Origin of the sequence: Mesorhizobium sp. M0768, assembly GCF_040320195.1 — a bacterium.
Taxonomy (GTDB): domain Bacteria; phylum Pseudomonadota; class Alphaproteobacteria; order Rhizobiales; family Rhizobiaceae; genus Mesorhizobium.
On sequence record NZ_JAMYPD010000005.1, the window covers coordinates 57080 to 81574 of the forward strand.

Here is a 24495-nt window from a genome sequence, read left to right on the forward strand (position 1 = left end):
AAACAGGAAGGAAACGGAACATGAAAATTGCCATTGGAGCTGATAGCGCCGGCAAGCCGCTGCTCGACGTCATTGCCGCTCACCTCGCTACCAAGCCTGGCCTCACGGTTAGCGACCTCAGCCAGTCGGGCTACTATGCCGACCTGTCACAGAAGCTCGCGCAGACCATCCTGGACGGCGAAAACGATCGCGGCATCCTGTTTTGCGGCACCGGCATCGGCGTATCCATATCCGCCAACAAGGTGCCCGGCATTCGCGCCGCACTCACCCACGACACCTATTCGGCCGAGCGCGCGGCAAAATCCAACAACGCCCAGATCATCACCATGGGCGCCCGCGTCATCGGCCCGGAACTGGCCAAGTCGATCGTCGATGCATGGCTTGCATCGGAATTCGATGAGAAGGGACCGTCGGCCGGCAATGTCCAGGCGATCGACAGGCTCGACGCGGCGAAGCGGGGTTAAGCCAGACTGTTCCACATCGCTCTGATAATCGTCACGGCCGATGCGGCGCCGGGGTCCATATGCCCGAGCGAGCGCTCGCCGAGCCGCGATGAGCGGCCCTTGGCGGCGATCATGTCCTTGGTCGCCTCGGCACCTCGTTCGGCCGCTGCAAGTGCAGCCTCCAGGCTCTCGGACAGGCTCTTGCCGGCTTCCTGCGCGGCACCCGCTGCTTGCGCAGCCGGCAGCCAGGCGTCGACCATGGTCTTTTCGCCGAGCTCGGCCTTGCCGCGATCCTGGATGCCTTGCGCCATCGCCCGGAGCATGGCGATGGTGTCAGCGTCCTCCAGAATTGCCTTGCCTTTGACGGCGGCGGCACCGCGCATGAAGGCGGTCGCATAGAGCGGGCCTGACGAGGCGCCGACCGCGTTGAGGAAGGATTTCGCCGCAGTGTTGAGCAGCGCCGTCGGCTCGGTCGCCGCGAGGTCGAGTTGTGCTAGTGCATCGCGCGCAGCTGTGAAGCCTAGTGCCATGGCGATGCCATGGTCGGCGTCGCCGATGACGCCGTCGAGTTGGCAGAGCCTGTCCTTGTCGGCGTCGATCGCCGCCGCGATCTCATCGAACATTCTTTTCAAGCCGACTGAATCGATCGAGGTCATGATGCTTTCTCAGCCGGCGCGGAACATGGCGCAGTCGCAAGGATGGTCGAGCATCGCCTGCAACTCGCCGTCGAGATGCATCAGCGTCACCGAGGCGCCAGCCATTTCGAGCGAGGTGCAGTAATTGCCGACCCAGGTCGCGTGGACGGAAATACCGACGTCATCCAGCCTCTGCTTGACGCGTCGGTTCATGATGTAGAGCTCCATCAACGGCGTTGAGCCGAGCGAATTGACCAGAACGGCGACCTTATCGCCGCGCGCCGGCGCCATCTCGTCGAGGACCTTGTCCAGCATTTCGTCGGTGATCTCGTCGGCCGTTTTCAACTTTCCGCGCGCGATGCCTGGCTCGCCATGGATGCCCATGCCGATCTCCATCTCGTTCGGTCCGATCTCGAAATTGGGCCGGCGGGTCTGCGGCAGCGAGCAGGGCGACAGCGCCACGCCCATGGTGAAGGTGTGATCGTTGGCCTTCCTGGCGATACGCTCGCATTCATCGAATGACAGCATCTGGTCGCATGCGGCACCGGCGGCCTTGAAGATGAAGAAATTGCCGGCGACGCCGCGCCGCTTCTGCCTCTGGTCGCGCGGCGCCGAGGCGACATCGTCGGTGGTCAGCACGGTGCGCACCTCGATGTCGTCCATTGCCGCCATTTCGGCGGCCATGTCGAAGTTCATCACGTCGCCGGCATAGTTGCCGTACATGAACAGCACGCCGGCGCCACCGCTGGCCGCCTTGGCGCATTCGAGGATCGGGTCCGGCGGCGGCGAGGCGAAGACATTGCCGATCGCGGCGGCGTCGGCCAGCCCCTTGCCGACGAAGCCGAGGAAGGTCGGCTCGTGGCCCGAGCCGCCACCGATGACGAGACCGACCTTGCCTGGGCGCGGTCCGTCGCGGGCGATAATGGCGCGCGGACTGCCGTCCGCGCTTCTGAGATGGCGCGGATGCGCGGCCAGGATGCCCTCCAGCATCTCGTCGACGGAGCGGTTACCGTCATTGATGATCTTCTTGGTCTGCACCGGCATCCTCCCTGGTTTTCGTGAGATACTACAGCGCCTTACCGGGATTTCCACCCGGCGGTGGAGGTTTCACGCCGCGATGTGTTCGCGTGCCGCCAGCAGTCGCACGCAGGCACTGGCCGCCTCTTTGCCCTTGACCTTGAAATGCTCGAAGAAGAAGCGGTGATGGTCCGCGCTGTCATGGTAGTTGTGCGGCGTCAGCACCGCCGAAAGCACCGGCACGCCAGTCGACAATTGCACATTCATCATGCCGTCGATGACCGCGCTTGCAACAAACTCGTGCCGGTAGATGCCGCCATTGACGACGAACGCGGCGCCGAGGATAGCGGCATAGCGGCCGGTCACGGCAAGCGTCTTTGCATGCAGGGGAATCTCATAAGCGCCAGGCACATCGAAGACATCGACGGCAACGCGTTTCTCTCCGAGAACCGCCAGTTCCGCCTCGAATGCTTCAACGCATTGGTCGACGATATCGGCATGCCAAGGCGCGCGAATGACGGCAACGCGGATCGTTTCATAGTCGTTGTGGGAATGCTGATTCATGGGTCCATCCTTCCGTTTCGAACCAGAATCAGGACGCACGATATGGAGTCCGAACCGCGAAAGCGGACCGTCTTCCATTTCGTTCTCTTCCATCCGGACTGTGACCGTCGGCTCCGGAATCACACCGGATCTGCTGACCCCTCCGGCTAACCGGAAAGCGCTCGCGGGCTTGGGCCGAGACCCTTACCGCCGGTGGGGACTTTCGCCCCGCCCTGAGAACATTGACGGCGTTTGTATGGAAGGACCGGAAAGCGCTGTCAACCACCGGCATCGTCATCGATGGCGCAGAAATAGCGATCCGTTTCGACCTGGTCACCGTTGAGGGCGAGGGAGGAGAGCGTCAAATGGCGATCACAGGTAAGGCAGGCAGCACCTTGTCCAAGGTGATGGGAAATTCACGCACTCGCACGCCGGCCGCGTTGTAAACGGCGTTGGCGACAGCAGCCCCCGCACCGCACACGCCGAGCTCGCCGAGACCCTTTGCGCCAAGCGGGTTGGCCTTGTCGTCGTCTTCCTCGAGGAAGGCGACCTCCATATCGGGGACATCGCCATTGACCGGCACATGATACTCGGCAAGATCGTGATTGACGAAGTGGCCGTAGCGCGGGTCGAGCACCGTCTGCTCCATCAGCGCTGCACCGATCCCCCAGGTCATGCCGCCGATGATTTGCGAGCGCGCGGTCTTGGCGTTGAGGATACGGCCCGCGCCGATCACAGCCAGCATCCGGCGCATGCGGATTTCACCGGTATCGCAATCGACAGCGACCTCTGCGAAATGCGCGCCATAGGAATGCTGCGAATAGGTCTTGTATGACTGGGTGGTGGCGCCCGCGGCTACGGAGCCTTCGGCTTCGAGCCCGTCGGGAGAGATCCCTCGGATAAGATCGGCCAGGCTCGCCGATCGCTGGCCGACCCTGACCTCGCCGTCGGCAAAGCTTGCCTCGGTGGCGTTCGCGCCGCGCAACGGCGAGGCTTCGTTCGACTGCGCCGCCTCCAGGATCTGTTTCTTGAGGATGTTGCACGCATCATGCAAGGCCGAACCCGCGCTTGCTGCGCCCCAGGATCCGCCGGAGCCGGCGGTACGCGGGAAGCGGCTGTCGCCGAGCTCCACCTTGACGGACGAGATCGGCAGGCCGAGGCTCTCGGCGGCAATCTGAGTCAGGATCGTATAGGTGCCGGTCCCAATATCGGTCATGTCGAGCCGCGCCGTCACCCGACCGTCCCGGTCGATCGCAACCCGCGCCGTCGCCGCGCCGATATAGTTCGGACGGATCGCCGCCGCCATGCCGTGGCCGATAAGCTTGCGGCCCTCCCGAGTTCGGCCCGGTGTCGGGTTTCTCCGCTCCCAGCCGAAACGGCGGGCGCCTTCCTCCATGCAGGCGACGAGATTGCGGGTGGAGAACGGCACGCCGCGCTCGGGATCCTGTGCCGGTTCGTTGCGGATCCTGAGTTCGATCGGGTCCAGACCGGCGCGCTCGGCGAGCTCATCCATGGCGCATTCGAAAGCCAGCATGCCGGGCGCTTCGCCGGGCGAGCGCATCCATTCGCCGCGGTTGATGTCCAGCGGAACCAGGCGATGGCGGGTGAGACGGTTCGGCGCCGCGTAGAGCGAGCGCGCAAAAACTGCCGTTTGTTCGCAGTACTCCTCGAAGCTGGACGTTGCCGACCAGACATCGTGCGCGATCCCGGTGAGCCGCCCGTCAGTGTCCGCGCCGAGACGTACCTGTTGGACCATCTCTGCGCGATGACCGGCATTGGCGAACATCTGTTGTCGCGTCAGCGCGATCTTCACGGGGCGCTGCAGCACCTGCGCTGCAAGTGCGGCCAGGATCGTGTCGGCATGGGCAATCAGCTTGGAGCCGAAGCCTCCGCCGATGAAGGGGCTGACGATGCGCACTCGCTCGAGCGGGATGCGAAGCGTGCTGGCGACCCCGGCCCGGAAGTTCGCGAGGGTCTGCGCCGATGTACGGATCGTCAGCTCGTTGCCTGACCAGGCAGCATGCGTCGCATGCGGCTCCATCGGATTGTGATGTTCGAAGGGGGTCCCGTAAGTGGAATCGATCTTGATCGGCGCCGTCGCAAAGGCGCGCTCGAAGTCGCCGACCACGCTGTCGGTCTCGAAGCCGGCATTGGTCCGCCTTGGCGCGTAGGCGTCGGCGATATGTCCCGGTAGATCGTAGAGGCCTGGCTCCTCGTCGTAGCGTACTCTGATGAGGCCCGCAGCAGCGCGTGCAGCCTCGAACGTCTCCGCAACGACCAGCGCGACCGGCTCGTCGTAATACCGTACCCGATCGCTGTTGAGCGCGGGCCGGGGGCGCGTGAAGACCTCCGGCACCGTTGGCGTGACCGTTGGGCCGAAATCCGGCTGGGCCGGCGCATTCCGGTGCGTCATGACGAGCAACACTGCCGGCGCCCGTTCGGCTTCGGTCGTGTCGATCTCGGCGATGCGGCCCTTGGCGACGGAGGCGCCGAGAATGTAGCCATAGGCTGTACCATCCAGCTTATTCTCGTAAGCGTATGTGGCGCCGCCCGTCACTTTGAGCGGACCGTCGATGCGGTCGATCGGCCGCCCGATGATGCCAGCATCGGCACGAGGTTTCACCCTTGAATGGGTGGCGGAGCCGGGCAGTCCGGGTATGGTCTCGTTCATAAGTCACCTAAAGATTTTTCATCTGGAGTTCGGAACATCGAGGCCGCGACGACGCCGCTTCCTCGCACCTTTATGTTCGTCGCGCGGCGGCCGGAGCTCACGCGGCGATCTCGCCGAAATACTCGCGAAACTCGACCAGCCTCCCTGTTGGGCCGGCTCGCATGAAGATCGCATGCAGGCCAGTGTAGGGCGCGCCACCGATTGTCCCGCTCCCGCGATCGCAGACGATGACCCAGTCGGCGGCGAAGAGCTTGAGATCGACGGTCGATTTGGTGATCCTGTTCCCCAGCGCTTGGTGCGCGGCGGTCCAGGCTGCGAGTGCCCGTTTGCCCTCTGGCGGTCCGTGTCGGCCTCGTTGCTCGCCGACAGGGAATTGGAAGGTCATCGTCTCATCGCAACAGTCAAGGAATGCCGTCCAGTCGCCAGAGGCCCAGCCGGCAAAGAAGGCGTCTACGGCGGCCTCGAGCCCGTGACGAGCTCCCGGATCGGATGTGGCGCCCCAGGCTGTGGCGGCAGAGACGAGAAGGCCGCCACCCGCGGCGGCAACGGCGCGTCGCGTGAGTTTCATATCGATCTCCTGCTCGGCGCCTGCATCTGGGAACCGCGATTCGGGGTCGTCGTCTCTGTCATCGCATCACCTCATGCACTCTCGGCGGCAGCAGCGAGCGTGTGCCGCATCGTCCGTTTCGCCAGCGGGATCTTGAAATCATTGCCGCCATGCCCGACGGCTCCGGCGAGCGCGGCTTCGGCGGCGTCGCTAAAGGCGCCGTCGGATGCCGCCGCTCCTGCGAGCGTCCGCTCCGCCTCCGTCGCGCGCCATGGCTTGGCTGCCACGCCGCCCATGGCGATCCGAGTGCTTCGGATACGGTCGCCGCTTTTCTCGACGATTGCTGCCACCGACACCAGCGCGAAGGCGTAGGAAGCACGGTCGCGCACCTTGCGGTAAACCTGTCGGCCGGGTGGCGGCGGCGGCAGGGCAACCGCGACGACTATTTCGCCGTGGCCGAGCACGGTCTCCACCTGGGGCGTCGCCTCGGGCAACCGATGGAAATCGCCGATCGGGATCGTGCGGGTCTCGCCGCCGGGCGAGACGGTCTCAATCCTGGCGTCGAGCCCGGACATGGCGACCGCCATGTCGGAGGGATGGACCGCAATGCAGGCTTCGCTCGCGCCGAGTACGGCGTGCATGCGATTGAAGCCCTGAAGTGCCGCGCAGCCCGAACCCGGCTGGCGCTTGTTGCAGGGCATGTTGCGGTCGTAGAAATAGGGACAGCGCGTGCGCTGCAGGAGATTGCCGCTGGTCGAGGCCTTGTTGCGTATCTGTCCGGACGCTCCCGCCAGCAGCGCTTGCGTGAGCATCGGATAGCGCGACCTTACCCGCGGGTCGGCGGCAAGATCGCTATTGCGGACCTGGGCACCGATCCGAAGTCCGCCTTCCGCCGTCTCCTCGATCCGATCAAGCGGCAGCCGGCTGATGTCGACGAGATGCGCTGGGCGCTCGATCTCGAGCTTCATCAGGTCGAGCAGGTTGGTGCCGCCGCTGATGAACTTGGCGTCCGGCCGGGCCGCAACCGCGGCCGCCGCCTGCTCAGCACTCGCCGCACGTTCATAAGTGAAGGACTGCATTGCTCATGCCTCCTCTGCCGCGTCGCGGATTGCAGCGACAATGTTCGGATAGGCGGCGCAACGGCAGATGTTGCCGCTCATCCGCTCGCGGATCTCGGCATCGGTGAGAGCGACGGAAGCCGCTGCCACGTCGGCGCTCGCATGGCTTGGCCAGCCGGCCCGCGCCTCGCCCAGCATGCCAACCGCCGAGCAGATCTGGCCTGGCGTACAGTAGCCGCACTGGAAACCGTCGCGGGCGACGAAGGCGGCCTGGACCGGATGCAGCCGGTCACCCTCGGCAAGGCCCTCGACCGTGGTGATCTCGTCGCCTTCATGCATTGCGGCAAGCGTCAGGCAGGAATTGATCCGGCGCCCATCGACGAGCACCGTGCATGCGCCGCACTGGCCGTGGTCGCAGCCCTTCTTCGAGCCGGTGAGGCCGACATGGTTGCGCAGCGCGTCGAGCAGCGTCGTCCGCGGGTCGAGCTCGACGGCAAGATCCTTCGCGTTGATCCGTAACGACATCGTCATCGTCGGTAGCGGCGAGGACGATGCAGCCGCCGTGACGGTCTCGGCCGGCTCGGCGTCAACCGGTAGTCCGGTAGCCAGCAGCACCCCGGTCGCAACACCGCCTTCCAATACCATCCGACGCGTCGGCCCGCTCCTGTTGTCCGTTTTGGCCATGCATGATCTCCCAGCCGCAATGAGGCGCAGACGGCAACTTGACCCGAGCGAACCCTCGGGTTCTGTCACCCAACGACACTGGAGGTGGGAGTGCGGGCGGCGGCTTTCTTTCAAGAAACCGGCGGCACTATCAGGATTCTGGAGAAGAATTCACCCGATAGGCACGAGGCGTCATGCCCCTCAGACGTCGGAAGGTCGTGGTGAAGTGGCTCTGGCTTGAGAAGCCGAGCCGAAAGGCAATGACACCGATCGACAAACCCGTTTCGCGCAGTAGCGCCTCCGCTCGCCGCACCCGTTCCTCGATCACATAGGCGTAGGGTGCAAGGCCGGTCGTCGCCTTGAAGCGACGCGCAAAACTGTCGACGGCCATGCCCGCGGCGGCTGCCAGCTCACTTAGCGAAATGTCGGAATTCATATGCGCATCGATGTAATCCCGAACGCGACCAAGTGCCCGGCGGCTGAGACAGCCGTGACGTACAAACCGCGGTTGCTCCCGGCTCAGGTTGGCCACGCGGAGACTGACGAGGGCGACCAGATGCTCGACATAGGCAGTGTCTGGCTTGTGGCCGAGTGCCATCTCGTCACGAAGCGAACTCAAGAGCGTGGCGACGACCGCGTCTTTCTTGTTTACCAGTATAGGCAGGTTCCTCAGGCGTTCGCATCCGGGAAGCCCGATATCGGGATCGATCCACAGGGCTGAATAGGAGAGGTTTACATCGCGATAGAAGCCCTGTCGTTCCGCGCCTGCCGGGACGAAGGTGAGGGCTCCGGGACGGTCCATTCCGTCGTAAAGGGATCGTGCCTCGTGCCGGATGGATGTATGGGACGTGCCGCCTTCTTCGGTCAGCACGATCAGATGATGAGGGGCTGTCCAGCGGAGCTCCGCCTCCCGGCACGCCCACCGCCGGTTGTCGAAGACGATCGAGGAGCTGACCCATGACGCGGTTTGCAGGGGCTCCGACTTCTCGTCCTGGCTCCGAACCCGTCCGTCACCAAGCAACGGTCTGAATGACATCGCGGTATCCCGCTGGTTCACTCGCCGAGCCGTGGGCAGCCCGGCTTCGAGCGTTGGGCGCCGCCCCGCCGCTATGCATACGGCCGTCCATGTGGGACAGGCAACGGGCGTTTTTAACCGTGCCGTGTTCAAGAAATCGTGAGATCAGGCAAATCCGGAGCGCCCTCCCGGAAAAGCGGATCATCCGCGCTCGGGAAACATCGCCCTCAGACCTTCGCGCGAGGCCGTAGCGACACCGCGTTCGGTGATCAAGCCGGTGACCAGCCGCGCCGGCGTCACGTCGAAGGCCGGATTGGCCGCCGGCGTGGCTTCCGGGGATACGCGGACCTGGGCGATCTCGCCGGAAGCGGTCTTGCCCCAGACCAGTGAGACCTCGTCGGGCGAGCGCTGTTCGATCGGGATGTCGGCCAGCCCGTCGCCCACGGTCCAGTCGATCGTCGGCGACGGCAGCGCGACATAGAACGGCACGTCGTTGTCGGCGGCGGCCAGTGCCTTGAGATAGGTACCGATCTTGTTGCACACATCGCCGTCGGCGGTGGTCCTGTCGGTGCCGACGACGACCATGTCGATCTGGCCGCGCTGCATCAGATGGCCGCCGGCGTTGTCGACGATGAGCGTATGCGGCACGCCGTGGCCGGCCATCTCCCAGGCGGTCAATTGGGCACCCTGGTTGCGGGGTCGCGTTTCGTCGACATAGACATGGACTGGAATACCGGCTTCCGTCGCCAGATAGATCGGCGCGGTGGCGGTGCCGTAGTCGACGGTGGCCAGCCAGCCGGCATTGCAGTGGGTCAGGATATTGACTGGTTCGCCCGGCTGCTTGCGCGCCGCGATCGCCTTGATGATTTCGAGCCCATGGGCGCCGATGGCGCGGTTGAGGCCGACATCCTCGTCGGCGATCTCGCCGGCACGCCGATAGGCAGCCGCGGCACGTTCTGCCAGCGGAAGCGTCAGCAGGAAGCGCTGCATTTCGTTCAGCGCCCAGCGCAAATTGATCGCCGTCGGGCGCGTTTCGTGCAAGGTTGCCCAGACGGCGTCGAGTGCTGCATCCGACGGATCGTCGGCCATCTGCATGGCGACGCCATAGGCCGCGGTGACGCCGATCAGCGGCGCCCCGCGCACCCACATGTCGCGGATTGCCGTGGCGATGCCGGCGACGGTATCGATCTTTTCGATGCGGAAATCATGCGGCAGCCAGCGCTGGTCGATGATCTCCACCGAACGCCCGTCGTCACTCGGCCAGATGGTGCGGTAGTGGCGGTCGCCGACGTTCAAATCCTGCTCTCCCGTTCGATCAGCGCGGCCAACCGGTTGACCTCGTCGATGCTGTGGATCTGGCGCCGGTTGACGGCGAGGTGACGGCCGAATTTCAGCGCCTTTGCCTCACATCTGGCGCGCAGATCCGGATCGGCAATGGTCTCGAAATCGGCATTGTGGGCAAGGCCGAGAATTCGCCGGTGAACCTCGACGCCGGCGAAGCCGAGCAGATCGGTCCAGATCGACTGCAGCATGTGGTCGAGCGCCTGCTCGGCGCCAAGCCTGTCGCCCTGATCTTCGAACAGGCTCTTCTGGTAGAGCATGCCAGTACGCCCGGTTCGCCACAGATGCGAGAACTCGGCGCGAAACACCGACCATGTCTCGACCGTAACGCCGAGCAGATAGCCACGCATGGCGTCGCGGCTTCCGTCCTGTTCATGGCCACGCTGCGAGAAGAACGCCATCCAGAAATTGGCGAGCAGCATGCCGACGTCGAAGGCGATCGGCCCGTAGAAGGCGAATTCGGGGTCGATCATCCTCGTTTCGGTGTCGGTGACCATGATCGAGCCGGAATGCAGGTCGCCATGCAGCAGCGTCTCGGCATTGGCAGCGAAGATGTGCTTCATGCGCTGCGCCTCGACCTTGAGGTCGCGGTCGGCGCGCAGCTCGGCGACAATGCCGTCGAGCTGCGGGCTGGTGTGCCGGTTCATCTTGGCATCGACATACGGATCCGAGAAAACCAGGTTCTCGGTGATGTCGCAGAGTTCGACATTGTCGGCGAACAGCGCCAGATCGGCCTTGCGGTCCTTGGTCGCCATATGCAGGTCGGAGCCGCGAAACAACGTGCGGGCCATGAACAAGCCGATGTCTGTCGCGATGTTGGGCAATTGCCGGCCTTCGATCAGCGCCCGCCGCAGGATAATGTGCGGCGACAGATACTCCATGATGATCAGCGCCTGGCCTTCGTCGAAGTGATAGATATCGGGCACCGAACCCGGCGCCCGCGCCTGTTGCCGCGTCAGCGCATGGTATTCGAAGAAGGAGCGTTTTAGCGGCAGCGGCCAGCTGTCGCCGACCAGCCGGACGTAGGGCAGGGCCTGCTTGACGACGGCCGCACCCTCAGCACCCTCGACGATGAACACCAGGTTCAGATTGCCGTCGCCGACTTCACGAACCTTCCACTGGCTCGTATCCTTGCCGATCTGCGAACACAGGGCCTCGTTGGCACCGAGACGGCCCGCCAGTGTCTCGACCGACAGTGCTTCGAACGGCGATTTCCCAGTCATCCTCACCTCCCGCTCATGTGCTCCGATGATAGCGGAGCCAACGCGGTCGGGCCAAGCTAGGAAGCCTGCTGGCAATTGTCAATCGTGTTGACAATTGCCGATATAGCCCATAGCGTCATGGTCAGGGAGGAGCGAATGGGCAATGATGCCGTGTTCCGCGTCGACGGCCTGAGGAAATCCTTTGGCCATATCGAGGTGCTTGGCGGCGTCTCGCTCGAATTGCGTGCCGGCGAAGTGACCGTGCTGATGGGCGCCAACGGCGCCGGCAAATCCACCCTCGTCAAGATCATCAGTGGTGTCTACGACCATGGCGGCGGCACGATGTCGCTTGCCGGTCACGTGTTCGACCCGAAAACGCCGGCGGAGGCGATCCGCGCCGGCGTCGTTACCGTCCACCAGAACATCAATGACGCTGTCGTCGCCGACCTCGACGTCGCCACCAACCTTACCCTCGACAGGTTGAGCGGCAGCGGCGTGCCGACCCTGTTCAATCCAGGCCGGGTGCGTCGCGAGGCAAAGGCGGTGGCCCACCGCATGGGACTGGCCATCGACCTCAAGGCCCGGATCAGCGATCTCTCTCTGGCCGACCGCCAGATGGTGGCGATCGCCCGCGCCATGGCGCATCGGCCGAAAGTGCTGATCCTCGACGAGCCGACCTCCTCGCTGTCCAGCGCCGAAGCCGACCGGCTATTCGCGCTGCTCGACCGGCTTCGCCAGCAAGGCGTGGCCATCCTCTACATCTCGCACCGTATGTCGGATATCAGACGGCTTGCCGATCGCATCATTTCGATGCGCGATGGGGTTATCTCAGGTATCTTCGACAAGAAGCCGCTGGATTACGAAGGTGCGGTCAACGCCATGCTCGGCCGCAAGATCCAGCTCGAGCGGATCGTCGCCAGGAATTCGGCCAAAGCAATTTTCACTGCCGACGCGCTGCGGATTGCTGAAGGCGCCAGGCCGATCTCGCTGACCCTCGGCGATGGCGAGGTCGTTGCCATCACCGGCCTTGTCGGTGTCGGCAAGACCGTGCTCGCCGAGACGCTGTTCGGCCTGCGCCAGCCGCTGGCCGGGACCATGGTGCTGAACGGGAAACCTTATGCTCCGGCATCGACCGGCGAAGCGATTGCCGCCGGTGTGTTTCTCGTCGCCAAGGACCGAGGCGAAAACGGCATCGTCGGCGACTTCAACATCCAGGAGAATATCAGCCTGCCGTTCCACAGCCGCATGTCGCGTCTCGGTGTTCTCAAACGCCGTATCGAACGCGCCATTGCCCGCCAGCAGATCCAGGAGCTCGGCATCGTCTGCCGCTCGGAGAGGGACGAGATGGCGTCGCTTTCCGGCGGCAATCAGCAGAAGGTGATGGTCGCCCGCTGGATGTCGCAGGCGGCAAGGCTTTTCATCCTCGACGAGCCCTTTCAGGGCGTCGACATTTCGGCTAGGCGCGACATCGCCGCCAAGCTGCGGGCCAGCGCCCACGGCCGCGCGACGCTGCTGTTCGTCACCGAACTCGACGAAGCCCTGGAGACGGCCGATCGCATCCTGGTGATGTCGGAGCAGACGATCGTCGGCGAGCACCGCAATACCGATGTCGATCTCGAGCGTCTGCTGGCCGAAGTGGCGGGCGGGCCGTTGCACAGCGCAGCCTGACGGCGGGATGACGATGAGAATTGGAATGGAGAGGGCATGAATTCGGGTTGGATAAAGACGGTGCCGGCGTGCGGGAGCGCTGAATGATCCTGCGCGACAATGCTATTCGCTACGGCTTCATCGTTCTGTTGTTCGGGCTGATCGGCTATTTCGCCGTCGCTGCCGATGGTTTCGTCTCGCCGCAAAGTGCTGTCTTCATCTTCCAGTCGGTCGCCATCACCGGCGTTCTGGCGCTCGGCGTCACCGCCACGCTGGTCGTCGGCGGCTTCGACCTGTCGATCGGCTCTGTCGCCACCAGCGCCATGATGGCGGCTGCCTATGTCATGGTGGTGCTGGGGCAGAACGCCGTCGTGGCGGTCGTCGTCTGTCTTGTGATCGGCGCCGTCGTCGGCCTGATCAATGGCTGGCTGATCGTCTATATGCGGGTTCCGGACCTTTTGGCGACGCTCGGCATGATGTTCCTGCTTGTCGGCCTGCAGCGCATCCCGACCGAAGGCCGTTCGATCGCCACCGGCATGACCATGCCCGACGGCTCGGTCGCCAACGGCAGCTTCGGCGCCGCGTTCCTGGCGCTTGGCCGCCATCGCTTCGATTTCTTCATCCCGAACCTCATTCCGGTGTCGGTCGTCGTTCTGCTCGTGCTGGCGGTGCTGATCTGGTTTTTTCTCGAATACACGCGTTTCGGGCGCATGATGTATGCGGTCGGCAGCAACGAACGCGCCGCAGAACTCGCCGGCGCGCCTGTCAAGGCATACAAAATCTGGGCCTACGTTATTTCGGGAGTTTTTGCCTCGATCGGCGGCATTTTGCTCGCTGCCCGGCTTGGACGCGGCGACATCGCCTCGGGTAATAATCTGTTGCTCGACGCGGTGGCTGCGGCACTCATCGGTTACGCGGTTCTCGGCGCCGCCAAGCCGAACGCCTTCGGCACGGCTGTCGGCGCGGTGTTTGTCGGCGTGCTGCTGCAAGGCCTGACGATGATGAACGCGCCTTACTACACGCAGGATTTCGTCAAGGGCGTGGTTCTCGTGGTCGCCCTTGTCTTTACCTTCGCCCTTTCCGGCAGGGGCAGGAGATAGGGTTCGACCGGGTCATATTTTGGGTTCAACAAGTGGAGGAAACGACGTGAACATCACAAGAAGGCTTTTGGGGAAGGCAGCGCTCGGGCTTGCCGGCGCAACATTGCTGATGCAGATGCCGGCAATAGCGCAGGACAGGCCGGCGCCGTTCGACAAGCCGGGTGCCGTCAAGATAGCGCTGGTCCGCTATCTCTCGACCGGCGACTTCTTCCAGGCCTACCTTTCCGGCGTCGAGGCGCAGGCCAAGGCGCTCGGTGTCGACCTGCGCGTGCTCGATAGCCGCCAGGACGCGGCGCTTCAGGCGGACATGGTCGACCAGGCTATCGCGCTCGGCGTCCAGGGCATCATCATCCAGCACGGACTGACGGAATCGATGAAGGACGCCGCCCAGCGTGCGGTCGACGCCGGCATCAAGGTTGTCGCCTTCGACGTCAATGTCGAAAACCCCAAGATCCCGCAGATCGAACAGTCCGACCGCGACCTCGCGCGCCTGGCGCTCGAACAGGCGGTCAAGGACAATGGCGAGAGCTGGAAGGCCGGCTATGTCTATGTCGCCGGCATCGCGCCGCTCGACCGCCGCAACGAGACCTGGGTCGAATTCAAGAAGAAATATTCGGGCATCAACGAAGCCGCCATGTTCGGCACGCTCGACAATCCGATCGCCAATTCGGTCGCCAACCAGGCCCGTTCGGTGCTATCGGCCCATCCCGACATCAAGGTGATGTTCGCGCCCTATGACGAATTCGCCAAGGGCGTGAAGATCGCGGTCGACGAGGCCGGGCTGAACAAGGACATCAAGATCTATTCGGCCGACATCTCGACCTCGGATATCGCCGCGATGCGCGAGCCGGACAGCGCCTGGGCGGCAACCGCCGCCACCAACCCGGCCGTCGTCGGCCAGGTCTCGGTGCGTGCGCTGGCGCAGCTCCTGGCCGGCGAGGATCCCGGCCACAACGTCATCGTGCCGCCGACGCTGATCACCCAGAAGGATCTGCTCGACAAGGACATCAAGAACATGGAGGACCTCTCGGCCAAGCTGCCGCAATTCGCCCATGCCGATGTCGCGATGCCGACCTGGATGCCGAACCCGAACGCGAAGTAGCGTTTCAAGCAAAAGGAAAGAGCGGACAAGGCTATAAGCCTTTGGCGGACATGTGGAACTAGACGCGTACTCGGAACCAAGAGCCGCCTGCTGCAGGGTGTTGCAGGCGGCTCTTCTTGTCTTGCCGAAGATGTTTTCACCGCGGGTTTGCCGGATTTAATTGTCGCCAGTTCCGATTTTGCAACGTTGCAAAAATCATGCGCGAAAGTATCGGTTTATCGGGAGTTTTGCGAAAGGCTGATGATGTCAGCGAATGAGATTGATGTTGAAGTCTTTAAGCAGATCGAACAGCAATTGCACTGGCCAGAGGTTCGTTCTTCCCGGGACGCCGTCTCCCCATTTTTGGGGGAAATTTCTTGGATTTTGGCAGTTCTGGCGGGTTTATGACAAAGCTGTAGTGATTGATTCTCTGTTCCAAGAAACGCACTCGGGCAGAGCCACTCTACCTGAAATCCGTGATTTCGCCGTCAAGCCCATCGCGGCGGATGCTGTCTTGGTTCTATATCGTAGTATCCGCCGATCAGATGGGGGGACGCCTGAGAGGAGGACTGTTCGGAGTTCGATCTGGAAGCTTTTTGATGGGCGATGGCAGATGCTCTTCCATCAAGGAACGATTGTTCCGTATGTGTCGTCAGTTTCGGATATTTGCGAACCTCGGAGAGGTAGCTTGTGAAGATTGAGGTTTTGACAGAGGCAACTCCGACCGTGACGGAAGCGATCTCCCAATTGGTGTCTCAACTATCAACGACGGCAGCCACCCCAACATTCGACAGCATCACTAGGGTCGTAAAATCGCCTGCTACTATTCTTCTCGTAGCCCGTTCGGAAGAGGGTGCCTACGTTGGCATGTTGACGCTCGTGCTCTTCGAAATCCCTACGGGGATCAGGGCTATAATTGAAGATGTCGTTGTTGACGCTGGTCATCGAGGTCAGGGCTTCGCGGAAGCCCTGACACGAGAAGCGCTGAGGCAGGCACAAGAGGCTGGCGCAAGAACAGTGGACTTAACTTCCCGCCCGTCGCGAAAGGCTGCCAACGCCCTATATCAGAAACTTGGTTTCGAGCGGCGGGAGAGCAACGTGTATCGCTTCTCGTTCCCTTTCCAGTCGCAGAATTCCTAAGTTTCGCGACAGCTTCGGCTATTCGTTGAACAGATCGGAATGGGAGCCGGTGCGAGCTAGCTGGAGTTCATCGCCGGCAACTCGGTAGATCAAGAGCCAGTCCGGTTCTATGTGAGCGTCACGAAAGCCTTTCCAATCGCCTTTCAGCGAGTGGTCCTTATAGCTCGCCGGTAGCTCATCTCCGGCGAGCAGGAGGCCTAGCAGTTCGCGCAACTTGCCAAGATCTTTGCCCCGCTTCTCCGCACGTTTCACGTCGCGACGGAATTGCCCAGAGCGAACGGGCGTCAGCACGTCACATTCCCAAATCCTTGAACAACTCATCGGCCGAGGCGAAAGGCTTGCCCTTGCCACGTTCCAATTCGGTCATGGCCTTTCGAGTCGTTGCGTTCGGCACTTTCACCGGGAAGGGAAATTCCTTGTCGGCGGCGACGCGGACCAGCAGCAGGCGAATGGCGTCGGAAACGGACAATCCCATTGCCGCCAAGGCCTCCGTTGCCTGATCCTTTGTCGCCGTATCGATCCGAGCGCGGACCACGGTATCCGTTGCCATGTTGTGACTCCTTAAGAGAGCCACAATGTAGCTACAAAATACCAATTACGCAAGTGTGATCCCCGATCGCGCCTACCTCAACGCCGCCGCGATGTTGCCGCCATCGACCGTCGTCACATCGGCGGTGGTCCGCTCGGCCAGCGCCTGATGCAGGAAGGCCTGGGCCACGTCTTCTGCCGTCACTTCCTGCCCGAGCAGGTTGCCCGACATGTACTCCTTCTCCGACACGCCGCGCGCGCCCGAGCGGCTGGCGATCATGGCGTCGGTCAACAGCCCCGAACGGATGCGGTCGGCGTTGACGGCATTGGAGCGGATGCCATGCGCGCCGTAGTCGAGGGCATATTGCCTGGACAAAAACAGCGTTGCCGCCTTGGGAATGCCATAGGCGCCGAATTTCGGCCCCGGATTGACCGCCTGCTTGGAGGTATTGAACAACAGCACGCCGCCGGTGCCCTGTTCCAGCATGATGCGCACGGCATTCTGCGCCGCCGACTGGTGGGCGAAGAAATTGAGTTCGAAACTCTTGCGCAAGGTGGCGTCGTCGAGCTCGCCGATCCGGCCCTCCCAGGCAGCACCGGCATTGGAGACGAGAATGTCGAGGCCGCCGTAGACGTCGACCGCTTTGTCGAAGGCGGCGCGCATCTGCACCGGATCGGTGATGTCGGCGCCAATGCCGATCGAATTGTTACCGGCCTTTTTTGCCGCCTCGGCAGCCCTTGACCCATCGAGATCGACGACGACGGCATGGGCACCGTTGTCGGCGAACAGCTTTGCCGTGGCAGCACCGATCGCGCCGGCGCCGCCGGTGACCAGCATCACCTGGCCGGTCAGCGGCTTCGGCTTGTTGGCGGCGAGCTTGGCCTGTTCCAGCGACCAGTATTCGAGCGGGAACAGGTCGGCTTTGGAGAGCGGGCGGAAATCGCCGACGGCTTCGGCGCCGCGTACCGCCTCGATCCACATTTCGCCGACGTCGGAGGCGATCTTCGCATCCTTGAGCGTGCGACCGTGGCCGAACATGCCGAGGCCGGGCACCAGCGTCAGCCGCGGCATCGGGTCGAGCATGGTGCGCTTCACGTCGTCGAGCGCATCATTGGTTTCGAAATAGGCGCGATAGTCCTTGGCGAATTTCTCGACATGCTGGCGGATGACGGATTTGTAGTCGCCGACCTTGTCCGCGTTGGGCGCCGGCAGTGCCATCGGTCCGGTCTTGATGCGGATCGACAGGTCGGGTGTCGACACGCCGCGTCCGGCATAGTCGGCAATTTTTGCCGAATTGGTGAAATCGACGATCGCATCCGAGGTGCGGAAATCGCTGATCATGCGGTCGAAGCGGCCTTCGCCGCGTGCCACCGCCGCTGCGCCGCGCAGCATCGGCGCAATCTCCGCGGGCTTCGCCAGCCTGGCCGGCAGTGCCACCTTTTCGGTGCGCGGCTTGCCGTTCCCAGCGATGAAATCCTCGGCGACGTTCACATAATGGATCATCCTGTCATAGGCCTGCCTGGCATCGTCGCCGAAGGTGAAGATGCCGTGCTTGTCGAGGATCAGGCCTTCGACCGTCGGATCGGCGTCGAATACATCGGCGGCCGCCTTGGCCAGATCGAAGCCCGGCATGATGTAAGGCACGAATCCCATTTTCTCGCCGAACACCTTCCGGCTCAGCGCCTCGCTGTCCTCCTGGTCGACGATGGCCAGGATCGCCGTCGAATGGGTGTGGTCGACGAATTTGTGCGGCAGGAAGGCGTGCAGCAGCGTCTCGACCGAAGGGTTGGGCGAGGACGGGTCGATGAGGTTCGCCCGCTGCAGCGCGACCATGTCCTCGTCGGAGAGCTTCTTGAGCGACCGCGCCTTCAACAGCGCGCCGAGCTTGACCGCCGGCAGGCCCTGCGGCTCGATGACGCCCATGTCCCAGCCGCTGCCCTTGACGCAGAGCACGTCCCATTCGTCGCCGACAAGGTCGGTGGCCTTGGTCTTGCACGATGTATTGCCGCCGCCATGGAGGACGAGCCGCGGCTCGCCGCCCAGCAGCCTGGTCGTATAGACGCGCAGCGCCAGGTCGCGGGCCACACCCTTCTTTGCATAGTCGGCGACCAGCTTCTCCGCCTCGCCGTCATTCCACAGGTTCTTCATGTCAGCTTCGTCCGATTTCTCTTTTGTTGTGAACAGGAATACCGCGACGCCTTGATGACAATGCGTCGGCGGCTCTAGGTATCAGGCGACCTCTTTTGCTGCTGCTCCGGCATGGTCGAGCAGCCGTCGCGCCATGCGCGCGCCTACGACCAGATGGGTGCAGAGCCCGCCGGCGATCGCCGCGACGAGCGGTTCGAACTTGCTGTCCTCCTGCACCACCACAAGGCGCTTTTCGATGCTGTGCAGCGATGACAGCTCTGCCGAAATCAGCCGGCGGTTGTAGCTGCAGTCGAGCGCCTGGCCTCGGGCGTCGATGATCTGCCCGGCAATGACGCCGGCCGCACCCGCCTTGCGCAATGCAGCCATTTCGCTCTCGGTCAGCGCGCCGCATTTGACCAGATGGCTGTCGGTGTCCACCGAGCCGACCGAATACAGCGCCAGGTCGCACTCACCGATGCCCGACAATTGCTCGCGGATCACCGGCTCGGCGCGCAGGCCGCGTGCCAGTTCTTCCGTCGTCAGAACCAGTGGCGCGTAGAAGTTCAGTCCCTTGGCGTTGAGCCGGCGCGCGATTTCCATGGTGCACTGGTCCGGCCGGTACGAATAGGGGGCGCCCAGATTGCCGCAGAGCTGCACCACGGTGACGTCCTGCAGATCGGCATAGGACATGATGTCGGCGATGGTGTAGATGGTCCGCCCCCAGGCGACGCCGATACGGTCGCCCTTCCTGACCAGCTCGAGAAAGACGCTTGCCGCCAGCACCGCGATGTCGGTCGAGGGGTCGGCGACATAGCCGTTTTCCGGCGCGATCCAGACCGCGTCGAGCTTCAGCGCGTCTTCCAGCTTGCGCGCCAGCACGTCGTCGGTGAAAAGCTGGGTCGAGGTCGAGATGTTGACGATGCCGGTCTCGCGCGCCTTGCGCAGATACATCGCCACCGAGGCACGGGAAATCTTGAGCTGGCTGGCCACCTGGTCCTGGCGCAGGCCGTGTGCATAGTAAAGCCAGGCGGCCTTGTGGATAAGCTGTTCTGCCGGTCGGATCGCCATGCCATCTCCTCGCTGACATTATTCACGGCTCTCGACAAAAGTCAAACCTTAGGCTGCGCACCTGATCCGACACCTGGCGTTCCGGATGTCAGTAATTGCGCATTTATTGTTATCTCGGTACAATAAACCGATCAGGAGGTCCGACAATGAACGTATCATTGGGAGAGCGTTGGGAAACCTTTGTTTCCAACATCGTCAAGTGCGGCCGCTACGGTTCTGCCAGCGAAGTCGTGCGCGAGGGCCTGCGCCTTGTCGAAGAGCGCGAGGAAAAGCTGAAGGCGCTCCGTGCCATGGTGGACAAGTCGTTTGCTGAAGGCGGCGAAGCCACCGAGCAGGATATTGACGCCGCCTTGGAAGCCAAGGCCAAGCAACTCGCAAGGGAAGGCTTTTAGGAGTGCCACGGCTGCGCATGCTGCCGTCGGCACAAGCAGATTTGGTCAATATCCTTGAATACCTCACTCGTGAAAGCGGCAGCCTGTTTATTGGCGGGCGTTTTGTGGATGCTCTGCGCCAGAAATGCCGTGATCTGGCGAGCTTGCCGGCGACGATTGGTCGTGCTCGTCCCGAACTCCGGCCGGACGTCCGAAGTTTCGCTTTCAGGGGATACGTGATTTTCTTCCGCTATAATGGCGACTTTTTCGAAGTGGCGAATATCGTGGAAGGGCATCGGGACATCGACGCTTTGTGGCCGGAGGGTGAGGGCGGGGAGGGGCGTCCCAAGTAATGGGCGAAGTGTCTGATGGCGGTGCACGAATCCAGTACGCGCTCAGGATCTGGTGGTAAGAAGGCTCGACCAGACATTGCGGAGGACGGGATGGGCAATCCCTACGAACAGGATCTCGACAGGAATCCGGCCAACCACCAGCCGCTGACGCCGCTCACCTATTTTGAGCGGGCGGCAAAAACCTTTCCCGACCAGACCGCCATCATCCATGGCCGCCAACGCACGACCTATCGCGATTTCTGGAAGCGCTCGCTGAGGCTTGCCTCGGCGCTGGCGAAGCGCGGTATCGGCAAGGGCGACACCGTCACCGTCATGCTGTCGAACACACCGCCGATGCTGGAAGCGCATTTCGGCGTGCCGATGACCAGGGCGGTGCTGCATTCGCTCAACACTCGCCTCGACGCCGCCGTCATTGCCTTCCAGCTCGATCACGCCGAAAGCAAGGTGCTGATCGTCGACCGCGAATTCGCCGGCGTGGTTCGGCAAGCGCTGACGCTGGCCAAGGTCAGGCCGCTGCTGATCGATTACGACGATCCCGACTATGCCGCCGATGCGCCCTATGCCAAGGGCGAGCGGATCGGCACGCTGGACTACGAGGCGTTTGTCGCCGACGGCGACGAGGATTTCGCCTGGTCGATGCCGGACGATGAATGGGATGCCATTTCGCTCAACTACACCTCCGGCACGACAGGCAATCCGAAGGGCGTCGTCTGTCACCACCGCGGCGCGGCACTGATGGCCTATGCCAACACCATCCATGCCGGGATGGGCAAGCACCCGGTCTATCTGTGGACGCTGCCGATGTTCCACTGCAACGGCTGGTGCTTTCCCTGGACGCTTGCCGTGCAGGCCGGCACGCATGTCTGCCTGCGCTGGGTGCGGCCGAAGCCGATCTACGACGCCATCGCCGATCACGGCGTCACCCATCTGTGCGGTGCACCCATCGTCATGTCGGTGCTGATCAACGCCTTGGACGAGGACAAGCGGCAATTCCCGCAGACCGTCACCTTCAACACCGCCGCGGCGCCGCCGCCTGAGGCGGTGCTGTCGGGCATGGCCGATGCGGGCTTTGCCGTCACCCATCTCTACGGCCTGACCGAAACCTATGGCCCGGCCGTCGTCAACGAATGGCATGGCGAGTGGGACCTGCTGGAGAAAGGGGCGAGGGCGGCGAAGAAGGCCAGGCAAGGCGTACGCTATGCCGCGCTCGAAGGCCTGACGGTGATGGACCCGCAGACGATGCAAGAGACGCCGGCCAACGGCGAGACGATCGGCGAGGTGATGTTCCGCGGCAACATCGTCATGAAAGGCTATCTCAAGAACCGCAAGGCGAGCGACGAGGCCTTTGCCGGCGGCTGGTTCCATTCGGGCGACCTCGGCGTCATGCACCCGGACGGGTACATCCAGCTCAAGGACCGTTCCAAGGACATCATCATCTCCGGCGGCGAAAACATCTCCTCGATCGAGGTCGAGGAGGCGCTGTACAAGCATCCCGCCGTCGCTTCTTGCGGCGTTGTCGCCCGATCCGACGACAAATGGGGCGAGGTGCCGGTCGCCTATGTCGAGCTGAAGCCGGGCAAGGCGGCGACCGAGGCGGAGGTAATCGAGCACTGCCGCGCGCTGCTCGCCCGCTTCAAGGTGCCGAAAGCGGTGATCTTCGCGGAAATCCCGAAGACTTCGACGGGCAAGATCCAGAAGTTCCGGCTGCGGGAGATGGCAAAGCAGCCTTAGGGCCTGATCCGAAAACGGAACCGATTTCGGAAAGCATCTTTTCAAGATCCTTCGCAAAAACACGGGGCGGCGTTGCAGGCGCGCCCGGCGGAAACCACATGCGTTTCATGGGCCAACTCCGTCCAGGGATGTCACCATTTGTCATCAGCAGCCAAAATCGTGCCTTGACAGGTGATGGTTTTCAATTTACGAGTGACGAAATTCTAAATTCGTCAGTCGTAAATTTGGCCAACGAGATGCTTGAAACCCTAGACACAGCCGCCGATTCCGCCCGCCAGGAAAATGTCACGCGCATCCTGGATTGCGCGGAGCGATTGTTTCGCCACTACGGCTACGGCAAGACCAACGTCGCCGACATAGCGCGCGAACTCGGCATGTCGACCGCCAACATCTACCGCTTCTTCGCCTCCAAGGTGGAAATCCATCAGGCGGTTTGCGGCCGTATGCTCGAGACCTGCTACCGGTTGAGCTACGAAGCCTGCCATGGTTCCGGCACCGCCAGCGAGAAGCTCCGCCGCTATGTGCATACGCACTATCAGTGGACGCTGGAAACCATGATCGACCAGGAGAAGGTGCACGAGATGGTCATCGTCGCCATCGAGCGCGACTGGCACGTCATCGAAAAGCACATCGACAGCATCCATGAACTGGTCGCGGAAGTGATCCGCGAGGGAATCGCTACCGGCGAGTTCATCGATCAGGATCCGGTGATCGCTTCCCGGTGTTTCGGCGCTGCCATTATCAGCCTCTCTCATCCGCAGATAATGGCCCAGTGCCTCGCCAAGAAGAACCGGGCGACGCCGGACGAGCTTACCGAGTTTGCCATCAGAGCCTTGAAGAAATGACCATTGCCGCCCGTCGGGCGGTGATGTCGGCAATTCATCTCCACAGTTCGGGAGTACGAAAAGTGTCTTTGTCCAAGTCCATCACCTACAGGCGACCGGCCGCCGGCCTGGCACTGATTGTCGTTGCCGCTCTCGGCCTCGCCGGCTGCTCGCAAGAGAAAGCCGAGGTCAAGGAGATCATCCGCCCGGTCAAGGTGGTCGAGATCGCCAAGGCGAGCGATACCCGTCAGCTTTCCTATTCCGGATCGGTGCGCGCCCGCACCGAGATGAATCTCGGCTTTCGCATCAACGGCAAGATCACCGAGCGCCTTGTCGACATCGGTGACCGCGTCAAGCCGGGTGACGTTCTCGCCCGCGTCGATCCCACCGACTACGAGCTCTCGGTGAGAAGCTCTCAGGCCAGCCTCGATGCTGCGGACCGTCAGGTCGAGACAGTCGAGCTTACGCGCAAGCGGGCCGAACAGCTCTACGCCAAGAATTTCGCGCCGAAGTCGCAGCTCGAGCAGGCGACGCTCGCCTATAATCAGGCGGTCGCCACGCGAGACTCCGCCCGCTCGCAGCTTGCCCAGGCACAGAACCAGGTCCGCTATACCGATCTCAAGGCGGACAAGAACGGCATCGTCACTGCCGTTGCCGCCGATGTCGGCCAGGTTGTCGGCTCCGGCACGCCGGTGGTGACCGTTGCCATCGACGGCGAGAAGGAAGTCCTGATCGCTGTTCCGGAAACTGATATTGCCGAATTCAAGCCGGGCAAGACCGTCAAGGCTGGCTTCTGGTCCGATGAGGCGCTGACGCTCGACGGCAAGGTCCGCGAAGTCGCCGGCAGCGCCGATCCGCAGTCGCGCACCTTTGCCGTTCGCGTCAGCCTGCCCAACGATCCTCGCGTGCTGCTAGGCATGACCGCCTCCATCGAAGCCGCGGTGGACAACCGGCAGCAGCTGGTGTCGATCCCGCTGGCCGCGTTGGCGCAGAAGGACAGCCAATCGATCGTCTGGACAGTCGACCGCAACGGCGGGACCGTCCATGCGCATCCGGTCAAGGTCGCCGCCTTCACCCCCGACGGCGTCAGCGTCGCCGATGGGCTGAAGCCGGGCGACGTCGTCGTCGCCGCCGGCACGCAGTTCATGACCGAGAATCTGAAAGTCAAGCTGACCGGTGATGCAGCGCAACAGTCGGCGTCGGCCGATGACGCTGCAAGGCGCTTGCGCTGACGGCCAGGCAATTCACGGTTTCCGGGCGGCAGGCGCCCCCGATTTTCGAGATCTCAGGTCGATGTAACCCCCACGTCGATCCTCGCGTCCCACCGCGATGTAGATCTCTCAACTCGGAAAGCCACGCCGCCCGGAAGCCCACATCGGAAGTTCCTTG

The 24495-nt window shown here is 62.9% G+C and carries 26 protein-coding genes and 1 riboswitch; of the genes, 12 read left to right on the top strand and 14 right to left on the bottom strand.

Annotated elements, in window-relative coordinates; genetic code table 11:
• Positions 1-20: 20 nt before the first annotated feature.
• A complete protein-coding gene (gene derI / locus NKI08_RS09085; protein ID WP_023676015.1) occupies positions 21-464 on the top strand; it encodes a D-erythrulose-4-phosphate isomerase in 444 nt (147 codons plus the stop codon).
• Here derI and dhaL read toward each other — a convergent pair.
• The 10 genes from dhaL to mtnK all read right to left on the bottom strand — a co-directional run bounded on the left by dhaL (position 461) and on the right by mtnK (position 11156).
• Positions 461-1099, bottom strand: coding sequence for a dihydroxyacetone kinase subunit DhaL (dhaL, locus tag NKI08_RS09090; protein ID WP_352472272.1), 639 nt, complete (start codon positions 1097-1099; stop codon positions 461-463). The two genes, derI and dhaL, sit on opposite strands and share 4 nt — an antisense overlap.
• A gap of 9 nt (positions 1100-1108) precedes the next feature.
• On the bottom strand, positions 1109-2116 hold the full coding sequence (locus tag NKI08_RS09095) for a dihydroxyacetone kinase subunit DhaK (RefSeq protein ID WP_352768523.1): 1008 nt from the start codon (positions 2114-2116) through the stop codon (positions 1109-1111).
• Between the two features lie 69 nt (positions 2117-2185).
• On the bottom strand, positions 2186-2659 hold the full coding sequence (locus NKI08_RS09100; protein ID WP_352768526.1) for a 6,7-dimethyl-8-ribityllumazine synthase: 474 nt from the start codon (positions 2657-2659) through the stop codon (positions 2186-2188).
• Positions 2660-2736: 77 nt separating this feature from the next.
• A riboswitch (FMN riboswitch) is annotated at positions 2737-2883 on the bottom strand.
• 116 nt (positions 2884-2999) lie between these two features.
• Positions 3000-5309: a xanthine dehydrogenase family protein molybdopterin-binding subunit gene (locus NKI08_RS09105; RefSeq protein WP_352472275.1), complete on the bottom strand. Its 2310-nt coding sequence runs from the start codon at positions 5307-5309 to the stop codon at positions 3000-3002.
• Positions 5310-5406: 97 nt separating this feature from the next.
• Complete coding sequence (locus NKI08_RS09110; protein ID WP_352472276.1) at positions 5407-5877, bottom strand: nuclear transport factor 2 family protein; 471 nt, start codon at positions 5875-5877, stop codon at positions 5407-5409.
• Positions 5878-5948: 71 nt separating this feature from the next.
• The gene (locus tag NKI08_RS09115) at positions 5949-6935 is read right to left on the bottom strand and encodes an FAD binding domain-containing protein (RefSeq protein WP_352681004.1); all 987 of its coding nucleotides are present in this window, start codon (positions 6933-6935) and stop codon (positions 5949-5951) included.
• 3 nt (positions 6936-6938) lie between these two features.
• Complete coding sequence (locus tag NKI08_RS09120; RefSeq protein WP_352681006.1) at positions 6939-7598, bottom strand: 2Fe-2S iron-sulfur cluster-binding protein; 660 nt, start codon at positions 7596-7598, stop codon at positions 6939-6941.
• Between the two features lie 130 nt (positions 7599-7728).
• Entirely contained in the window at positions 7729-8613 is an 885-nt protein-coding gene (locus tag NKI08_RS09125) for a helix-turn-helix domain-containing protein (RefSeq protein ID WP_031211585.1), read from the bottom strand.
• Between the two features lie 180 nt (positions 8614-8793).
• Positions 8794-9888: an S-methyl-5-thioribose-1-phosphate isomerase gene (gene mtnA / locus NKI08_RS09130; RefSeq protein WP_352542227.1), complete on the bottom strand. Its 1095-nt coding sequence runs from the start codon at positions 9886-9888 to the stop codon at positions 8794-8796.
• On the bottom strand, positions 9885-11156 hold the full coding sequence (gene mtnK, locus NKI08_RS09135; protein WP_352768532.1) for an S-methyl-5-thioribose kinase: 1272 nt from the start codon (positions 11154-11156) through the stop codon (positions 9885-9887). Before mtnK ends, mtnA begins: the two co-directional genes overlap by 4 nt.
• A 135-nt stretch (positions 11157-11291) precedes the next feature.
• Between mtnK and NKI08_RS09140 the strand changes: the two genes are divergently transcribed.
• From NKI08_RS09140 to NKI08_RS09165, 6 genes are all read left to right on the top strand, one after another.
• Positions 11292-12803, top strand: a complete 1512-nt coding sequence (locus NKI08_RS09140; protein WP_352768535.1) for a sugar ABC transporter ATP-binding protein — start codon at positions 11292-11294, stop codon at positions 12801-12803.
• An 83-nt stretch (positions 12804-12886) separates the two neighbouring features.
• A complete protein-coding gene (locus NKI08_RS09145) occupies positions 12887-13882 on the top strand; it encodes an ABC transporter permease (RefSeq protein WP_352472281.1) in 996 nt (331 codons plus the stop codon).
• Positions 13883-13928: 46 nt separating this feature from the next.
• Complete coding sequence (locus NKI08_RS09150; protein ID WP_352472282.1) at positions 13929-14984, top strand: substrate-binding domain-containing protein; 1056 nt, start codon at positions 13929-13931, stop codon at positions 14982-14984.
• A gap of 240 nt (positions 14985-15224) precedes the next feature.
• Positions 15225-15371 carry a hypothetical protein gene (locus NKI08_RS09155; protein WP_352472319.1) on the top strand — a complete coding sequence of 49 codons (147 nt, stop codon included), beginning with the start codon at positions 15225-15227 and terminating at the stop codon, positions 15369-15371.
• 10 nt (positions 15372-15381) lie between these two features.
• Positions 15382-15657 carry a DUF4440 domain-containing protein gene (locus NKI08_RS09160; protein ID WP_352768540.1) on the top strand — a complete coding sequence of 92 codons (276 nt, stop codon included), beginning with the start codon at positions 15382-15384 and terminating at the stop codon, positions 15655-15657.
• 56 nt (positions 15658-15713) lie between these two features.
• Positions 15714-16103 carry a GNAT family N-acetyltransferase gene (locus NKI08_RS09165; protein WP_352768779.1) on the top strand — a complete coding sequence of 130 codons (390 nt, stop codon included), beginning with the start codon at positions 15714-15716 and terminating at the stop codon, positions 16101-16103.
• An 18-nt stretch (positions 16104-16121) separates the two neighbouring features.
• Here NKI08_RS09165 and NKI08_RS09170 read toward each other — a convergent pair whose 3' ends face one another.
• The 4 genes from NKI08_RS09170 to NKI08_RS09185 all read right to left on the bottom strand — a co-directional run bounded on the left by NKI08_RS09170 (position 16122) and on the right by NKI08_RS09185 (position 19827).
• Positions 16122-16394 carry a type II toxin-antitoxin system YafQ family toxin gene (locus NKI08_RS09170; RefSeq protein ID WP_352502059.1) on the bottom strand — a complete coding sequence of 91 codons (273 nt, stop codon included), beginning with the start codon at positions 16392-16394 and terminating at the stop codon, positions 16122-16124.
• 1 nt (position 16395) lies between these two features.
• On the bottom strand, positions 16396-16653 hold the full coding sequence (locus NKI08_RS09175; RefSeq protein WP_352472285.1) for a type II toxin-antitoxin system RelB/DinJ family antitoxin: 258 nt from the start codon (positions 16651-16653) through the stop codon (positions 16396-16398).
• Positions 16654-16725: 72 nt separating this feature from the next.
• Positions 16726-18780: a bifunctional aldolase/short-chain dehydrogenase gene (locus NKI08_RS09180; protein WP_352768544.1), complete on the bottom strand. Its 2055-nt coding sequence runs from the start codon at positions 18778-18780 to the stop codon at positions 16726-16728.
• Positions 18781-18861: 81 nt separating this feature from the next.
• A complete protein-coding gene (locus tag NKI08_RS09185) occupies positions 18862-19827 on the bottom strand; it encodes a sugar-binding transcriptional regulator (RefSeq protein ID WP_352612273.1) in 966 nt (321 codons plus the stop codon).
• 146 nt (positions 19828-19973) lie between these two features.
• Here NKI08_RS09185 and NKI08_RS09190 point away from each other — a divergent pair, with 146 nt between their 5' ends.
• The 5 genes from NKI08_RS09190 (at position 19974) to NKI08_RS09210 (ending at position 24338) form a co-directional block, all read left to right on the top strand.
• Positions 19974-20219, top strand: a complete 246-nt coding sequence (locus NKI08_RS09190) for a type II toxin-antitoxin system ParD family antitoxin (protein ID WP_352612275.1) — start codon at positions 19974-19976, stop codon at positions 20217-20219.
• Between the two features lie 17 nt (positions 20220-20236).
• The gene (locus NKI08_RS09195) at positions 20237-20551 is read left to right on the top strand and encodes a type II toxin-antitoxin system RelE/ParE family toxin (RefSeq protein WP_352472289.1); all 315 of its coding nucleotides are present in this window, start codon (positions 20237-20239) and stop codon (positions 20549-20551) included.
• Between the two features lie 90 nt (positions 20552-20641).
• Positions 20642-22282, top strand: coding sequence for an acyl-CoA synthetase (locus NKI08_RS09200; RefSeq protein ID WP_352612278.1), 1641 nt, complete (start codon positions 20642-20644; stop codon positions 22280-22282).
• Between the two features lie 236 nt (positions 22283-22518).
• Complete coding sequence (locus tag NKI08_RS09205) at positions 22519-23127, top strand: TetR/AcrR family transcriptional regulator (RefSeq protein WP_352681212.1); 609 nt, start codon at positions 22519-22521, stop codon at positions 23125-23127.
• A 62-nt stretch (positions 23128-23189) separates the two neighbouring features.
• The gene (locus tag NKI08_RS09210; RefSeq protein ID WP_352768476.1) at positions 23190-24338 is read left to right on the top strand and encodes an efflux RND transporter periplasmic adaptor subunit; all 1149 of its coding nucleotides are present in this window, start codon (positions 23190-23192) and stop codon (positions 24336-24338) included.
• Positions 24339-24495: the final 157 nt, after the last annotated feature.

Bases quoted from the DNA above. Each gene is read 5' to 3' on its own strand.
- derI (WP_023676015.1), top strand. From the start codon at position 21: ATGAAAATTGCCATTGGAGCTGATAGCGCCGGCAAGCCGCTGCTCGAC.
- dhaL (WP_352472272.1), bottom strand. From the start codon at position 1,099: ATGACCTCGATCGATTCAGTCGGCTTGAAAAGAATGTTCGATGAGATC.
- NKI08_RS09100 (WP_352768526.1), bottom strand. From the start codon at position 2,659: ATGAATCAGCATTCCCACAACGACTATGAAACGATCCGCGTTGCCGTC.
- NKI08_RS09105 (WP_352472275.1), bottom strand. From the start codon at position 5,309: ATGAACGAGACCATACCCGGACTGCCCGGCTCCGCCACCCATTCAAGG.
- NKI08_RS09110 (WP_352472276.1), bottom strand. From the start codon at position 5,877: ATGAAACTCACGCGACGCGCCGTTGCCGCCGCGGGTGGCGGCCTTCTC.
- NKI08_RS09115 (WP_352681004.1), bottom strand. From the start codon at position 6,935: ATGCAGTCCTTCACTTATGAACGTGCGGCGAGTGCTGAGCAGGCGGCG.
- NKI08_RS09120 (WP_352681006.1), bottom strand. From the start codon at position 7,598: ATGGCCAAAACGGACAACAGGAGCGGGCCGACGCGTCGGATGGTATTG.
- NKI08_RS09125 (WP_031211585.1), bottom strand. From the start codon at position 8,613: ATGTCATTCAGACCGTTGCTTGGTGACGGACGGGTTCGGAGCCAGGAC.
- mtnK (WP_352768532.1), bottom strand. From the start codon at position 11,156: ATGACTGGGAAATCGCCGTTCGAAGCACTGTCGGTCGAGACACTGGCG.
- NKI08_RS09140 (WP_352768535.1), top strand. From the start codon at position 11,292: ATGGGCAATGATGCCGTGTTCCGCGTCGACGGCCTGAGGAAATCCTTT.
- NKI08_RS09145 (WP_352472281.1), top strand. From the start codon at position 12,887: ATGATCCTGCGCGACAATGCTATTCGCTACGGCTTCATCGTTCTGTTG.
- NKI08_RS09155 (WP_352472319.1), top strand. From the start codon at position 15,225: ATGATGTCAGCGAATGAGATTGATGTTGAAGTCTTTAAGCAGATCGAA.
- NKI08_RS09175 (WP_352472285.1), bottom strand. From the start codon at position 16,653: ATGGCAACGGATACCGTGGTCCGCGCTCGGATCGATACGGCGACAAAG.
- NKI08_RS09180 (WP_352768544.1), bottom strand. From the start codon at position 18,780: ATGAAGAACCTGTGGAATGACGGCGAGGCGGAGAAGCTGGTCGCCGAC.
- NKI08_RS09185 (WP_352612273.1), bottom strand. From the start codon at position 19,827: ATGGCGATCCGACCGGCAGAACAGCTTATCCACAAGGCCGCCTGGCTT.
- NKI08_RS09190 (WP_352612275.1), top strand. From the start codon at position 19,974: ATGAACGTATCATTGGGAGAGCGTTGGGAAACCTTTGTTTCCAACATC.
- NKI08_RS09195 (WP_352472289.1), top strand. From the start codon at position 20,237: ATGCTGCCGTCGGCACAAGCAGATTTGGTCAATATCCTTGAATACCTC.
- NKI08_RS09200 (WP_352612278.1), top strand. From the start codon at position 20,642: ATGGGCAATCCCTACGAACAGGATCTCGACAGGAATCCGGCCAACCAC.
- NKI08_RS09205 (WP_352681212.1), top strand. From the start codon at position 22,519: ATGCTTGAAACCCTAGACACAGCCGCCGATTCCGCCCGCCAGGAAAAT.